Consider the following 14,427-nt stretch of genomic DNA (forward strand, 5'->3'; position numbering starts at 1 on the left):
TATCATATATGCAGCCGCTGGCAAAGACGATAATGCACGCAACCAATACGCATGTCGTTACCGCTGTACGGTGCATCCTGCCGCCATATGGGGGAGCGGCATGCCATATTGCTCCCCATACCGCGTGGCAAACACATCGCGCTCCAACCGCTCACAATAATCCAGGTAGCGGATCAGTGCTTTTTCGGCCCGTGCCGTGCGGCCATAACTCCGTTTGTAATGCCGCCAGAGCATAAGCACATTCACGGACCATGCATCGTAACTATGCTGGGTTACGCGCTGGCGTATGCTAGGGGGCAAGGCATCAAACGCCTGCCAGTCGTTGCCGTCATACCTGCGCCAGACCTCGTGGCGCAGGGTGCGTTCGTTACTGGGGGCTGGCGCGCGGGTCATGGCTCCACAGGCTCCGTCTGCCACGCGGGGAACGGGTCTGGCAGGTTTGCAAACATGCTTTCGTCAAAAAGAGTTTGCCCGGTATCTGGCACAAGGCAGGCGTTCAATGCGGCGCGAATAGCGGCTTCGTCCATATCGGCCGTGCCGATAAACACCAGTTCCTGCCTGCGGTCGCCATAAACCCGGTCCCATCTGGAAACCAGCATATCCTGCCATTCCGTATCTTCCGGCCAATGTTCGGGAGGAATGGCAACCCACCAGTGCCCGGCGGCCTGCGTTTGCACCAGTGCTCCAGCCTGCCCCAGCTCCCCCACCCACATGGGTCTGGTCGCCAGCCAGAAATACCCCTTGCCACGCACAACACCCGGCCAGGCATGATCTATAAAAGCCTTGAATTTTTCGGGAATAAATGGGCGACGCGCCCTAAAAACAAAACTGCGGATACCGTATTCATCCGTTTCGGGCACATGGTCTGCAAACCCATAAAGCTCTTTGTACCATAATGGATTTTTGTGAGCCTTTTCGTAATCAAAGCGGTGCGTATTCAAAACCCTGTCCAACGGCACCACGGAATTGTCTGTTTCCACAATATCGGCGTCTGGGTTCAGGCTCATAATAATCTGGCGGGCCGCTACGCGCTGTTCGGGCGTGGCGCTGGAAACCTTGTTGAGCACAACAACATCTGCAAATTCAATCTGCTCCACCAGCAGGGAAACCAGAGCGCGTTCATCATCCTCCCCCGCGATTTCCCCCCGATCCTTGAGAAAATCGGTTGAGCCGTAATCGTTGAGAAGATTAACCGCGTCCACAACGGTTACCATGGTATCCAGCCGGGCTATGTCCGCCAGACTGGCACCGGCTTCATCACGGAACTCAAACGTGGCGGCAATGGGCAGGGGTTCTGCAATACCGGTTGATTCCACCAAAAGGTAATCAAACCGACCATCTTCAGCCAGCCTGCGTACCTCCTGCAACAGGTCATCACGCAAGGTGCAGCAGATGCAGCCGTTGCTCATTTCCACCAGTTTTTCATCCGTGCGGGAGAGGTTGCTCCCATCGCGCACCAGATCGGCATCTATGTTCACATCGCTCATGTCATTCACAATGACCGCGACCTTGCGGCCTGTGCGGTTATTCAGAATGTAATTGAGCAAGGTTGTTTTTCCGGCACCAAGAAAACCGGACAAAACGGTAACGGGCAGCCTGTCGGGCATGGGAGAACCTTATTGTTGCGGCATACTCCCTCCGGTATATACGTTATAGTATAACATAACAATTATGACTTGAAATTAAAGCGCCAACCTGCAGGCAACGCAGCCCCGGGGCAGGCAGGCACCCCTGCCCCGCCCATACCCACCTTATGGCGCGCTGAGATGCGTATAAAGAATGGAACAGCCTATGCCGATCAGCGCACACCCGCCCAGAATTTCTGCGTAACGGCCAATCCACACGCTGGCATGCCGGCCAATGATGACCCCCATTGTGGCCACAACGGTTGTAATGCCGCCTATAATCAGGCAGGCGGACAGAATATTCACCTGCATGACACCAAGGCTAACCCCCACAGCCGTTGCATCTATGCTGGTAGCCAGTGCGGTTGTGACCAGACCAAGCACCCCACGCCGCGGCGATGCCTGATCCACAACCTGATCTGGCTGGGTCTGCTCTTGTCCCCGCACGGCAAGGCGGATCATGTTGCCCCCGATGGCCAGCAGCAGGCCAAAGGCAATCCAGTGGTCAACTGCTGCAATCCATGTGCTGAGTGCCAACCCCAGAACCCAGCCGATGACTGGTGTTATGGCTTCAAAAAAACCAAAGACCGCGCCTATGCGCACGGCATCGTTCAAACGGGCAGTCTGCTCGCTTGCCCCTTTGCCAACAGCCGCAGCAAAAGCATCCACCGACAGGCTGAGCCCCAGAACACCCAGCGTGAAAAAACCGGTCATGAAGATTCCACGGGCCGCAAGAAACACAAACAGCAGACAGAAATCCCCCGGCCACAACTGGGGCTTCCTCTGCCGTTGGTCTTGCCTGGCGTTTTTTGCAAAACGCTGCCTCCACCATGGCCAGAAGGCCAAGTGTGTTGATGAAGGCCCCTCAAAACTGAGGGTAACTACTCCCCAAGGACTGCGCGATGCCTACCAAGTGCCGGGCAAGATTGCAACCCTGTGTTTATCCGCTTTTCATCCACAGGCTTACCCACGCAAGCATCCTCAGAATCTGTGGATAACGTAGAGCCTACAGGCCGGTTGGGGGCCGGGCAGCCCCCACCCCGTTCGGGTTTTACCAGGTGTAGCCTACGCTGGCCTGCGCATTGCGCTGCTCTCCATACCAACACCATTCAGAATACGGTGCCCCGGCATAGCAGCTGGAGACAAAGCGCTTGTTAAAGAGGTTGTGCACGCTGGCCTGCAACGTCCAGCCCTTAAATGACGACCCAAGGTTAGACATATCGTAACTGATCGACCCATCAAACAGCGTATAGGACGGCACCGTAACCGCACCATAGGACGCCGTACCACCGTAGGAGGAGGCCACATGGCGCACCCCGCCCCCAAAGCCAAACCCCTTAAGGCGGCCGGACTGCATGGTGTAAAATGCAAACAGCGATGCATTACCCCGGTTCGCGCCAATAAGTGGCCGCCCTGTTGAATCGTCTTTGACGCGCTGCGTGCTTACGGCGGCTGTCACGTCCAGCCCCTTATAGGCCTCCACATGCGCTTCAAATTCAAAGCCATCCGAATGCACTTTGCCGCTCTGGGTGGAATAGTCACTGCTGGGGACAGAGACCAGAACACCTGTCTGCTCAATATGGAATGCCGCAGCAGAGAGCAGAACCGGCAGGCCGGGGATCTGGTATTTTAACCCGCCTTCAAGCTGTTTACCCATGCTGGGGTCAGCCTGATGCTTGTGAATCCCTCCATCATTGGAGACCAGACCGGCCTGTGGTTCAAAAGACGTGGCGTATGAAATGTAAGGCGAAAGCCCGAAGTCAAAATGATACAGGCCAGATGCGCGGAAGGTGATCTGCCCCGGGCTTTCTGTTGTGCGCTGGTTGCTGACCCGCTCATTCTGCTCGCTATGGTACCAGTCATTACGCAGGCTGCCGGTCAGATACAGGTTTTCAATCCGGATCTGGTCCTGTGCATATAGCCCGATCTGGTGCTGGTTGGTGACGTAATTACTGGCAACCGGCGGGTTTGTAAGCGGCTGCCCGTAAAGCGGGTGCAGCACGTTAATGCCCGGTGCATCGCCCCAGCCATCCACCTCGGTTGCGTGGCTTTGCTGGTAATCAAACCCGACCATGAGCTGATGATGCAGAATGGACGTGTTGAACCGCCCCTTGACCTGGCTATCGAATGCAAGATTTTGCATGCGCTCGTTGGCAAAGATCATCCCGCGGGAGAAGTCACCCAACTGTTCAAGGTCCATATGCCGGGTGTAGCCACTGTCCATATAAACGCCCTTGTTATAGACGCTTTTGTATTTTGTCTGGATGTCATCATACCGCCCGCGCGATGCAACACTCCAGTTTTTGTTGAACTCGTGGTTGAAGATATAGGTAATGGCCCCGTGGTTACGGTCGAACTCCTCGTAAGAGCGTTCCCCATCATAAAAATTGCGGGGAATGTAGCCAAAAGCAGCTTTTTTCAAAGACCCCTGCAGCGGCACTGACCCATAAGCCCCACTTTTGGGGTCGTACTGGTAATTGCCCAGCAGCGTAAAGGTTGTTGGGCCATCCCCCCCAAATGTTACCGTCGGGCTTATGCTGTAGCGCCGGTTAACGGTCTGGCTGAGCTGGCTGTCCGAACCGTTAACCGTGCCATACAGGCGGTAGCGCACAAAACCGTCTTTTGTGGCCCACCCGCCTATGTCTCCATCCACACGGTACAGGTCAAAACTGCCGCCGGTTGCTGTCAGGCTGCCATAAAACTTGTCTGCCGTGGCCAGTTTGCTGGACAGGGCAACCAGCCCGCCGGGGCTGGACTGCCCATAAAGAGCGGAAGACGGACCTTTGAGCACCTCTATGCGGTCCAGCCGCGAGGTATCGGTCTGGGCCGTTGCATAGCCGGTGGGGCTGGCCTGCTCCTTAAGCCCGTCCAGAAAGGTGGGAACCGTAAAGCCACGCAGGGTAAACTGGTCATAGCGCGATGCGGTTGCGCCACGCTGGTCGGGCAGCACACCGGCAATGTAGCGTATGGCCTGGTTAAGGCTTAACACGCCACGGTTATCCATTTCGCGCCGGCTGATCACCGTTATGGACTGCGCCGTATTAACCAGCGGCGTATTTGTTTTGGTGCCGGAGCACGCCATGGTGCTGGCTGTGCGCGCACGGCCGACAACATCCACGCTCTCGCTCTTTGCCCGGCCTACTGGAGCCGCCACGGTGCCCCCCTGCACAAGTGCTACAGAGGTTGGAGCCGTGCTTTTGAAGCTTAGCCCCGTGCCTGCCAGCATTTTGCCCAGCGCATCAGGCGCGCTCAATGTGCCGGATACCTCCCCCGAGACCAGATTGCGCACAAGGGATGTGGGCACAGAAACCTGCACACCCGACTGGCGTGAAAACTGGCGGATGGCCGCAGCCAGAGGCTGGGATGCAATATGGAACGTATGCACCCCCACTCCGGGGAGGGGCGCTGTCTGCGCCATTGCGGGCAGACCTGCCGTAGCGCTGCACAGCAACCCACCCAGAGCGTACCAGCCAACAGACACGTTTTTTAAGCGGCGACCAAACAAAATGTGATGCATCTTTCACCTGACAAACAACCATCGGGCTATGGCAGGAACAGCCAGAACCGACAGTGAGATGCATTCGCAACTCCCTGCATACAGAGGTAAGACTCACGTCGGGCGTATTTACCCACCCCCTGAACGCAAAAAAAATCAGCGAGAGCCAGATGTAATAAGCAACCCGTTGCCCGGCAGGTGGGTCAGCTTTAACCCCCGCCCGTTAATAAGGGATAAAATGGCATCATCCGAGTGGTCATTCCGTAGCACGGCATCCACCCGGTCCATTCCGGCGGTATTGGCCCAGACCCATGTTGGCCCGCGGCGGTAACGCGCAATAAGTCGCAAGGCATCGGCCACGCTCTGGTTCCGTATAACCAGTTCACCATACCGCCAAGCGGCTATATCTTCAGGGTCCACGGCGGGGTCACGCATGACGGCGCCACCACGCAGGTAATGCGCCGCCTGCCCTACCTGTAGGTCCGTTTGCATGGCTGCATCCTGCTTGCCCACCAGCACGCGGCCCTGAGTAACCGCAATATCCACCCGGTTTTTATCCTGCCCGACAAAAAAAGCCGTGCCCACATCCTGCGTAACCCCATCGGCCGCCACAACCCGGAAGGGCCTTGTATCCTGATGTTGCACATCCACCCACAACCGGCCTGCCAGCAGCTCCACCCTGCGTTCCGTGGGGGAAAAATGCAGGGCAACGGCAGATTGCGCATCCAGCGCCAGACTGGTGCCATCGGGCAGGGTATAGGTTGCTACCTCCCCCGCATGGGTCAGGTAATCCGCGCGCAGATGCAGCATAATATCGGGGGCAAAAAACAGTGCCACTCCCAATGCGGCCATGACAGGCACCGCAAACGCCCAGCGTTTTGCGGGCTTCCATGCCCTTCGGGGTTGAACGGGCCTGCACTGGGGCTGGGGTTCCGCCTGAGCCAGAACCTGTTCAAACAGATGCAGTTCCTGCCAGAGCTGCCGCTCTGCATCAAACGCCTGCCTGTGCTCCTCCGCTTCGGCCAGCCATGCCTTTACGGCAGCAACGCTCTGGGGAGACGTATGGCCAGACGCCAGCACAATCACCCATTCGCGAGCCTTGATTCGTGCTGGAGACTGAGAACTTTGAGCGGACACGCAACAGACCTATTTCTTAATACCAATATATATATTGACAGCATGGTTTTATAAAAATGCTGCATTTTCCTGAACAATAGCTCTCAGGAAGGTCCGGCGTCCCGGCTCAGGGCAATAATATCCAGCGCACGGCGCATATGCCGCTCTACCGATGTGGTGGAAATACCCAGCTCCACCGCAATGCGCTGCTGGGGCACGCCCTGAATTCTGTTCAAGTAAAGAATATAGCGTGTGCGTTCGGGCAAGGCCCTTATCACGTTATCCATATGCTCAATATCTTCGCGCCCCATTGTTACCCGTTCGGGGGAAAAACTCTCCCGGCTGCCATGCAGCAGGTCCTGCGCGTCCTGCTTGGCCTGATCATGGCGTTTCAGCCGCATCTTGTGCGTTTTGGCAGAATTAAGCGCAAGCCGAACAAGGTAGGGTTGCGGGTTTTCTATGGAACGATCGTCCTCCACGCCCTGCAGCTTGATCCACAACCCCTGCACCACATCCTCGGCCTCCGGGCGGCTTCCCACGATCTGTTTGACCATGCGGACAAACACGGAACGCTGGGAAATCAGGAGTTGAGACAGGGTAAACGCGTTGGACCGCATAAGCCTAGGAACTCTGGGAGACTGACGATGCAGCCCCAATACCGCATATGCAACTCAATATCAATTAGCCCTCTTTTACCCCCTCTCCTTCGCACATATGCGGCGGTGTGGCAGGCATCTATACGCATCTGCTTTATCTGATCTGCAATAATGAATGAAATCATGACGTATAACTGCATGACATTCTTGCAAAATTGCCAAAACGTAATTGAAAAACCAAAATATCTTCTATATTTTGCGCAAAATCTTAGAATTAAAAGAGATTATTTTGCTCCATTCCCTTACATCCCGGATCGTCTTTGTCGGCTCCATCGTCAGTGTTAATCTGGTCTGTCTTTCCGGGTTGCTGCTTTCCGCTTCCAACAGCATGATCTCCAGCTTTGAATGGAACGCCCACAGGCAGAAAATTACCGAAATTGTCTCTGAAACCCTGTCCGACCTGCGCGAGGCCCAGGCCGAAGAACGCGGCTACCTGCTGACCACGGACCCCTCCTTTGCCAAGGATTTTGACGACCGCGTTGCGTCTGCCCTCGCCAAGGTCAACATGCTTGAACAACTGGTGCAGGATAACCCCATCCAGCACGAACGGGCACAAAGCCTGCAAATTGCTACCAACGAACGGCTGGACACCCTGACCAAGCAGATCGCACTGGCCCGTCAGGGCCGGTTTGATGAGGCCCGCTCGCGGGTTATTATTGGTCAGGGCCGGGTGAACATGGCCATTATTGCCCAAAAAGCTGATGAAATCCGCCAGACAGAGCAGGAACTGCTCATTGCGCGGGAAGCCACGGCAAGGGCGCATGTCACATGGAACAGAAATCTGGTTATCGGCGGGTGCCTGATTATTGTTCTGCTGGTCAATGGGCTTCTGTATTTTGTGCTCAATGGCATGCGCCGTTCCGTCAGCCAGATTGTGCGGGCCATGTCCGACTTCGGGAACGGCAACCGCACCGTGCGTGTGGATGACCAGATGGGCTGCACCGAATTTGATATGCTGGCCCAGGGCTACAACACCATGGCCGAACGCCTAAACGCCGCCATGCAGGCGCAGGAAGCCAGCGACTATAAACTGCTCAAGGCCAACACCGAACTCAAACGCAACAACGAGGCCATGGAACTGCTGGGGGAAATGGCACACCGCCTGCAAGCGGCCCGCACCAGCGATGAACTTTCGGCCATTATCTGCGCTTTTGTGCCCCGCGTGCTGCCCGGCATACCCGGCGCGCTATACACACATAACCACACCACAAACCAGCTTGAGCGTATTGCACACTGGGGCAGCAGCACACCCGTTGGCTGCGAGGGGTTACATCCTTCCTCCTGCTGGGCGCTACGGCTGGGGCAGAGCCACTCCGTCAACACCCCCGGCGGGGATGTAAGCTGCCAGCATGTGGATAGCAATGTCAGCATTTATCATTGCGAACCCCTGTTTGCGAGTGGCGAGGTTGTGGGGCTTTTGTACCTGCAAAGCCATGTCGCGGAGGAAAACCGCTTCCGCCTTGTTGCACTGGTGGAAAACATTGCCTCTGCTCTGGTCAACCAGAACCTGCAGAAAGACCTGCTGGAACAAACAATCCATGACCCGCTGACCGGCCTGTACAACCGCCGTTACATGGAAGAAACCCTGAACGCCGAAATTGCCACTGCCAGCCGGAACAACACCGCACTGGGCCTGATTATGGCCGATATTGACCATTTCAAACACATTAACGATGAATTCGGGCATGATGCGGGGGACATGGTCCTGCGCACCATTGCCAATGAAATCCAGAACTCCTTCAGAAGTAATGACATTGTTTGCCGCTTTGGTGGGGAGGAGTTCCTGATCATCACAACCTCTCACCCCCTGAACACGCTTATCCAGCGGGTGGAAAACCTGCGGGCGAGCCTGTCCCGGCTGGAATTGCATTACAATGGCCGCGTTCTGGGCAAAACCACCATGTCGTTCGGTGTGGCCATGTGGGACAAATCCTTACCGACGGAAACAACCGCCATTATCCGCAAGGCGGATGCCGCGCTGTATCAGGCCAAAAAGGACGGGCGGGACCGTATTGTTGTCGGCTGAAAGCTGGCACAAACCTAGCAACGCCAGAACGCACCTCCGCCTCCCTCTTGATCTCCCGCGCGATCCGACCCACTCTAGGTGGGAGCAACATACCGCCTGACGCGCCAGAGCGCCCTGCGCAGGGCAGCACCCGTTGCCACGCTGCGGGCCATGCATGCGCAGGATAATACCGGGGAACGTAGGACAGAATCATGGACCTTCTGCACACTCTCAAACACCGCCATACAACCAAGGCATATGACAGCGAGCGCAAGATACCGGCCCCAGTCGTCGCGCAACTGCTGGAAGCCCTGCGTTACAGCCCCTCCTCCGTTAACTCCCAGCCATGGCACTTTTTTGTGGCCGATACGGCCGAGGGCAAAGCCCGTATTGCCAAATCCACCAGCGGCACCTTTGCCTTTAATGCCCCCCGGGTTCTGAATGCCTCGCACGTTATTGTGCTGAGTGCGCGCAACACGCTGCCACCAGAATACCTGCAAACCCTTGCAGACCAGGAACAGGCCGATGGCCGCTACGCCGATGCAGATGCCCGCGCGCTGGCGCACAAAGGGCGCTCCGGGTTTGTAGGGTTGCATGAACAGGCCGGGGATGTTGCCACATGGACACAAAAACAGACCTATATTGCTCAGGGTTTTCTGCTTTTGTCTGCTGCACTCCTTGGCGTGGACGCCACCCCGATGGAAGGCTTTGATGCCGCTATTCTGAGCAAAGAACTGGAACTGGCGGAAAAAGGCCTGTCACCAGCCGTTATTGTGGCCCTTGGCTACCATTCGGATGCTGACTTCAATGCCAAGCTCCCCAAATCCCGCCTGCCCGAGAAAGCCATCTTCTCGCACATCTGACGGCCCCTCCCCTCCTGCGCCATTCTGGTCAGGGGGGGGTATTCCCCCACAAATGGGGGGAGTTATGACCCGCCATTGGTGTTAATCGGGTCATCATTGATTTTCATTTTTTTAATAATTTGCGCAAGTTCGTGCGCATAAGCTGTTTTAACATTGGTAACGGCCTTGCCCACCCGCTCCTTGGGGTGTTTCTGGCATTCGTCCCTTATGGCTTTGGACAGGCCTTTTGTAACCTCATCCGGCGGGCGGGACTCACTCATTTTATCGCCTGAATAATCCTCATGCTCGGAGTTGAGGTAATCTATACAGATCCCGTTGGCGTTATTGGTCGTCTTCTGCATCAACGCCTTATAGTCCCCGTCCTCCTCATTATCCTGCGCCATGGCAGGAACCGAGCACACGGCAAGCACACCGCCCAGAACAAGACTTATAAGCTGTTTACGCATGGTCCGTGCCTTCCATATTCCTGCCCCATGGGCACATGGCTGCTGATACTACCATACCCGGCCATGACCTACCTAACCGCAGGGGCTCACTGGCGCACAAAGCATGTATGCACCCCGCAAAACCGGCACAGACCCGCATAACGCATACCATAAGGGGCTTCCCGCTCAGCCGGGCATGAGCGTGCCCGTTTGCGGCAGCGCATCAAACATGCGTGCAAGGGTTGCCATGACAGGCATAACCTCCCCCGCCACATGCCGCGTGCACAGGCACAATGTTTCGTTCAACCGCAGGTTATCCAGAGCATGGAACGATAAATCCCCCGATGACACATCCTGCACAACATCCAGCCATGTCAGAAAACCCATGCACTCACCTTGCTTTATGTAATCACGGATAAGCCGGACCGAATTTGTATCCATCATTACTCTGGGTTGCACACGCATGCGCGTAAACGCGCCCTCCAGCCTTGGCCAGATGGAAAGCGAGCCATCTGGCAGGCACAAAGGCAAATCTGCACAGGCGGATAACAGGTCGGCCTCCGTGCCCCCAGCAGGAGCAAACCCCGGGGCCGTGATCAAACCAATGTCATATTCACGCTTTTTATGAATATGGATGTCCGGATCATCCATTACGTTAAAGGCAATAACCACATCCAGCTCCCCCGAGCGGAGCTGTTGCAAAAGGGTGCTTGTATCCGACACAATAATTTTCAGGATCAGTGTGCCGGTACGCAGTTCCGGTTGGGCCATAACAAATGGCAGCAGGCATTCCATAATACCCACGCGCATGCCTGTGGCATTGGGACGCGAGATAACGGCACGCAGTTCACGCTCCGCATCAATCCAGCGTGTTGCCTGTTCGAGCAGTTTTTTACCGGCATCGGTCAAGCTGGAGCCTTGGGGCGTGCGGGCCATTAACGGGGCCCCAAAGGCGCGTTCGAGCATTTGCATCTGCCGGATGAGTGCGGAGGGCGCAACATTCAGCACTTCTGCGGCCCGACGGACCGAGTTGTGGCGGCTGATTTCCACAAAAGAGAGCAACTCGCGCGAGAAGGCGGACATTCTTCCTGTTTCCCCCTTGTGTATAAAAAATCAGAACACCGTTAACAACTCATTGCGCTACAATAACAAAAAGACAATGTCTAATGTTCAGGCTTCCTTGCCACGTTTTTAAGGGAGCGCGCTCTTGCCAAAAAATACCTTACTGCCACCCAACCTGACCGCCACAGACCGGGCATTGCTTGAAAGAACCATACAGATTTCAGAAGAAAGCCGTAAAACCGGCAACCATCCGTTTGGTGCTCTGCTGGCCACGGCTGATGGAAAAATCCTTCTGGAATCAGGGAACACTGCCGCCACGGACCGTGGCACCGGCCATGCGGAACTGAACGTGGCCCGCAAGGCAGCAAGCCTGTTTACGGCAGAGGCCCTGTCCACCTGCACGCTGGTCACATCCGTGGAGCCATGCTGCATGTGCGCAGGCGGCCTGTACTGGGCCGGGATCGGGCGGCTTGTTTACGGCATGACCGAAAAACGCCTGGCCAGCCTGACAGGGAACAACCCCGAAAACCTGACCATGAACATGCCCTGCACACAGGTATTGGACGCAGGACAACGCAAGGTTGTTGTTGTTGGCCCGGTGCAGGACATGGAAGCCAGAATTGCCCATGTGCATGAAGGGTTCTGGTAAAAACATGCCCTACGCCACCACGCCCCAGAAGCCCCAACACCCTGCCCCAACCGGCGTGGATGAGGTTCTGCCCATCACACGTATGCTGCCTTTGGCCGTGCAGCACGTTATGGTCATGTATATGGGGGCTATTACGGTCCCCCTTGTTATCGGGCGTGTGCTGGCATTACCTGCGGCACAAACGGCAATTCTGATTCAGGCGGACCTGCTCACCAGCGGCATTGCAACTCTGCTGCAAACAATTGGCACACGCTGGCTGGGCGCACGCCTCCCCCTTATGCAGGGCGTCTCGTTTGCAACGGTGTCCTGCGTGGTGGGCATTGCCTCCTCCCCCGCTTTTGCTCACAGCCAGCAGAACGAAGGCCTGCGCACGGTTTATGGCGCGGTAATTATTGCAGGTTTGACCGCTATCCTCGCAGCCCCTCTGGGGCGGTATGTCATGCGCCTTTTCCCTCCCCTTGTGGTTGGCACCGCCCTGACCATTATGGGGCTTAGCCTCCTGCCTGTGGCGGTGAACGAAATAGCCGCGGGCACAGGCTTACAGGCGGGAAAAAACATGCTTGTCGCCATGAGCGTCTTTGCCTGCGCTATTGGTTTATCCATTGCCGGGCATGGTGTATTTAAAAACCTTGCGGTTATTATTGGCGTGGGTGTGGGGCTGGCTGTGGCCTTTGCCATGGGACAGATAACACCGCATATGAGCAACATGCCCCCTCTGCTGGCACCTGTGCCGCCCTTCCCGCTAGGGTGGCCGATTTTTCATATCATGCCCTCACTGAGCATGATCGTGATTGTTGCCATTACATGGGTTGAATCCATTGGCGATGCAGTTGTTGTCGGCACCATGACCGGACGCCCTGCTACGCCGGGCTTGGTCAGCAGGCTGTTGCGGGCCGATGGGGTGGCAACGCTTCTGGGCGGGATTATGGGGTCTTTCCCCTATACCGCTTTTTCCGAAAACATAGCCCTGCTGGGCATTACAGGGGTGCGTAGCCGTTGGATTGTGGCCCTGGCCGGAGCTTTGCTGTTTGCTCTGGGGCTTTCCCCCTTTCTGGCAACAGCAGTTGCGGCCATTCCCCCTGCCGTTGCAGGAGGTGCGGGGCTGATGATTTTTGGCACGTTGATGATGGTTGGCATACAGATACTGGGCACGCAAAAACTACAGCCAGGGAACAGACCTTTTATTGTTGCTTTGGTCAGTATTGTTCTGGCCATGACTATTGTGCTCAAGCCGGATTTTTTTAGTTTCATGCCCCAGTGGGCTCAGCCCATCCTGCAATCTCCCGTTGTTACGGGCTGCCTGAGCGCCATAGCGCTCAACATTATCCTGTCCCTCAACAGGAAAAACCCGTGAATATGCTGGCCAGAAAAACCAGTGCGATAGCCAACACCATATTCCTGCAATCACGCCCCCAGCCAGAACAACGTGACCGTTGCCCGAACTCCCCTGCCAACTTCACCCAACGCTTTTAACTTTTTAATAATCCCTTCTGCCCATGCTGTACGACATTGACGTATGGCAGGACCTTTCCATGACAACTCTCAACACAGCCCAGACTGCTCATATGGGCTTCTCCTACACGGCTGGGTCCTACAATGCGGCACTTAACACGAGCAGTGCAGCCTCCACCACCGCCGCAGACGGCACCCCTTCCAGCACGGCAGGGCAGTCGGGCGCAGAAGACCCTGTGCAAATAACATTATCTCAGGCTGGCATTGATTTTTTAGCAAACTCATCCTCTGCCACCAGCGCGTATCTCGCCTCCGCACAGGAGGCACTGAGCAGACTGGATCAGCTTGCCAAATCAAGCCACACTTCCGCCAAAAAACAGGCAGAAGATCAGGTTAATATTCTCAAGGCGCAGATACGCCTGCTGATGCAGTTTAAAGCATTCATGTCGCCCAAAGCACTGGCGCAGGCTCTGGCACAGCTTGCACGGCAACTGGCTGCTGCCGTTGCCCAATATACGCAAAGTGGTGGCAGCGATGCAGCCATGGGCAATGCCTTGCTGGCAACTCCACAGGGCACAGCGCAAGAACCGTCCAACACACAGAATGCCCCTGAGCAAAACAACGCGACCACGCAAACACAACAGACCAATGCCGCTACGGACCAAAGCAGCACCACGCCGAATAGCGTACCGACCGAGACCTCACCCACCAACGCGACAAACACAAAAAACAGCGAAGATCAGGATTTTGCACAATCGGTACGGGGGTTAGCCGCACAGATTAAAGCACTGCTACCCGCAAACCGGCACCACCAGAAGAAAACAGACGCCCAAGCCGATACCGACCTCCAGAGCATACGGAATGCTCTTGAAGCCGTGGATCAGATGAGCCCGTCCCTGAGCGGACAATAACCACAGCGCAAACTGCGCACGCAAACAGGCGGAGAATGGAAAAGCTGACTCTCTGGACTTTTTACGAAAAAAGCGGTTAAGAAAAACCCATGAGATGGTTTGCAACAAGCATGATCTGCCGCATCCTCGGGCATAAATGGGGACCATGGCAGCGCCAGCGGTCATGG

At 56.0% G+C, this 14,427-nt stretch carries 13 protein-coding genes and 1 riboswitch; of the genes, 5 read left to right on the top strand and 8 right to left on the bottom strand.

The features are described 5' to 3' along the window. Nucleotides 1-57: 57 nt before the first annotated feature. The 6 genes from HK20_RS02555 to HK20_RS02580 all read right to left on the bottom strand — a co-directional run bounded on the left by HK20_RS02555 (nucleotide 58) and on the right by HK20_RS02580 (nucleotide 6,854). The gene (locus tag HK20_RS02555) at nucleotides 58-393 is read right to left on the bottom strand and encodes a DUF6525 family protein (RefSeq protein WP_086645515.1); all 336 of its coding nucleotides are present in this window, start codon (nucleotides 391-393) and stop codon (nucleotides 58-60) included. After that, nucleotides 390-1,607 (bottom strand): zinc metallochaperone GTPase ZigA, encoded by a 1,218-nt coding sequence (gene zigA, locus HK20_RS02560; protein ID WP_086645516.1) that lies wholly within the window; start codon nucleotides 1,605-1,607, stop codon nucleotides 390-392. The genes HK20_RS02555 and zigA overlap by 4 nt, the downstream gene beginning before the upstream one ends. 144 nt (nucleotides 1,608-1,751) lie before the next feature. Then, nucleotides 1,752-2,339, bottom strand: coding sequence for a manganese efflux pump MntP family protein (locus tag HK20_RS02565; RefSeq protein WP_086645683.1), 588 nt, complete (start codon nucleotides 2,337-2,339; stop codon nucleotides 1,752-1,754). 87 nt (nucleotides 2,340-2,426) lie between these two features. Further along, nucleotides 2,427-2,527: riboswitch (yybP-ykoY riboswitch) on the bottom strand. A 149-nt stretch (nucleotides 2,528-2,676) separates the two neighbouring features. After that, a complete protein-coding gene (locus HK20_RS02570) occupies nucleotides 2,677-4,851 on the bottom strand; it encodes a TonB-dependent siderophore receptor (protein WP_086645684.1) in 2,175 nt (724 codons plus the stop codon). A 426-nt stretch (nucleotides 4,852-5,277) separates the two neighbouring features. Continuing rightward, nucleotides 5,278-6,258 (bottom strand): FecR domain-containing protein, encoded by a 981-nt coding sequence (locus HK20_RS02575; RefSeq protein WP_086645517.1) that lies wholly within the window; start codon nucleotides 6,256-6,258, stop codon nucleotides 5,278-5,280. Nucleotides 6,259-6,341: 83 nt separating this feature from the next. Further along, entirely contained in the window at nucleotides 6,342-6,854 is a 513-nt protein-coding gene (locus HK20_RS02580) for a sigma-70 family RNA polymerase sigma factor (RefSeq protein ID WP_086645518.1), read from the bottom strand. 268 nt (nucleotides 6,855-7,122) lie between these two features. Between HK20_RS02580 and HK20_RS02585 the strand changes: the two genes are divergently transcribed. Both HK20_RS02585 and nfsB read left to right on the top strand, forming a co-directional pair. Continuing rightward, complete coding sequence (locus HK20_RS02585) at nucleotides 7,123-8,919, top strand: diguanylate cyclase (RefSeq protein ID WP_143296439.1); 1,797 nt, start codon at nucleotides 7,123-7,125, stop codon at nucleotides 8,917-8,919. A 191-nt stretch (nucleotides 8,920-9,110) separates the two neighbouring features. Then, nucleotides 9,111-9,761, top strand: a complete 651-nt coding sequence (nfsB, locus tag HK20_RS02590; RefSeq protein ID WP_086645520.1) for an oxygen-insensitive NAD(P)H nitroreductase — start codon at nucleotides 9,111-9,113, stop codon at nucleotides 9,759-9,761. 62 nt (nucleotides 9,762-9,823) lie between these two features. Here the strand turns inward: nfsB and HK20_RS02595 are convergent, their stop codons facing one another. Together HK20_RS02595 and HK20_RS02600 are read right to left on the bottom strand one after the other, a co-directional pair. Next, entirely contained in the window at nucleotides 9,824-10,207 is a 384-nt protein-coding gene (locus HK20_RS02595) for a hypothetical protein (protein ID WP_233129042.1), read from the bottom strand. Nucleotides 10,208-10,372: 165 nt separating this feature from the next. After that, nucleotides 10,373-11,269, bottom strand: coding sequence for a LysR family transcriptional regulator (locus tag HK20_RS02600; RefSeq protein WP_086645521.1), 897 nt, complete (start codon nucleotides 11,267-11,269; stop codon nucleotides 10,373-10,375). 124 nt (nucleotides 11,270-11,393) lie between these two features. Between HK20_RS02600 and HK20_RS02605 the strand changes: the two genes are divergently transcribed. From HK20_RS02605 to HK20_RS02615, 3 genes are all read left to right on the top strand, one after another. Further along, complete coding sequence (locus HK20_RS02605) at nucleotides 11,394-11,897, top strand: nucleoside deaminase (RefSeq protein ID WP_233129043.1); 504 nt, start codon at nucleotides 11,394-11,396, stop codon at nucleotides 11,895-11,897. Further along, nucleotides 11,881-13,251 carry a solute carrier family 23 protein gene (locus HK20_RS02610; protein ID WP_158093024.1) on the top strand — a complete coding sequence of 457 codons (1,371 nt, stop codon included), beginning with the start codon at nucleotides 11,881-11,883 and terminating at the stop codon, nucleotides 13,249-13,251. The genes HK20_RS02605 and HK20_RS02610 overlap by 17 nt, the downstream gene beginning before the upstream one ends. A gap of 178 nt (nucleotides 13,252-13,429) precedes the next feature. Beyond that, entirely contained in the window at nucleotides 13,430-14,260 is an 831-nt protein-coding gene (locus tag HK20_RS02615) for a hypothetical protein (RefSeq protein WP_143296440.1), read from the top strand. Nucleotides 14,261-14,427: the final 167 nt, after the last annotated feature.

Source organism: Acetobacter sp. DsW_54, from assembly GCF_002153575.1.
Classification (GTDB): domain Bacteria; phylum Pseudomonadota; class Alphaproteobacteria; order Acetobacterales; family Acetobacteraceae; genus Acetobacter; species Acetobacter fabarum.

Excerpts from the sequence above, each read along its gene's own strand:
- HK20_RS02555 (WP_086645515.1), bottom strand. The coding sequence starts at position 393 with ATGACCCGCGCGCCAGCCCCCAGTAACGAACGCACCCTGCGCCACGAG.
- zigA (WP_086645516.1), bottom strand. The coding sequence starts at position 1,607 with ATGCCCGACAGGCTGCCCGTTACCGTTTTGTCCGGTTTTCTTGGTGCC.
- HK20_RS02565 (WP_086645683.1), bottom strand. The coding sequence starts at position 2,339 with ATGACCGGTTTTTTCACGCTGGGTGTTCTGGGGCTCAGCCTGTCGGTG.
- HK20_RS02570 (WP_086645684.1), bottom strand. The coding sequence starts at position 4,851 with ATGCTGGCAGGCACGGGGCTAAGCTTCAAAAGCACGGCTCCAACCTCT.
- HK20_RS02580 (WP_086645518.1), bottom strand. The coding sequence starts at position 6,854 with ATGCGGTCCAACGCGTTTACCCTGTCTCAACTCCTGATTTCCCAGCGT.
- nfsB (WP_086645520.1), top strand. The coding sequence starts at position 9,111 with ATGGACCTTCTGCACACTCTCAAACACCGCCATACAACCAAGGCATAT.
- HK20_RS02595 (WP_233129042.1), bottom strand. The coding sequence starts at position 10,207 with ATGCGTAAACAGCTTATAAGTCTTGTTCTGGGCGGTGTGCTTGCCGTG.
- HK20_RS02600 (WP_086645521.1), bottom strand. The coding sequence starts at position 11,269 with ATGTCCGCCTTCTCGCGCGAGTTGCTCTCTTTTGTGGAAATCAGCCGC.
- HK20_RS02610 (WP_158093024.1), top strand. The coding sequence starts at position 11,881 with ATGAAGGGTTCTGGTAAAAACATGCCCTACGCCACCACGCCCCAGAAG.
- HK20_RS02615 (WP_143296440.1), top strand. The coding sequence starts at position 13,430 with ATGACAACTCTCAACACAGCCCAGACTGCTCATATGGGCTTCTCCTAC.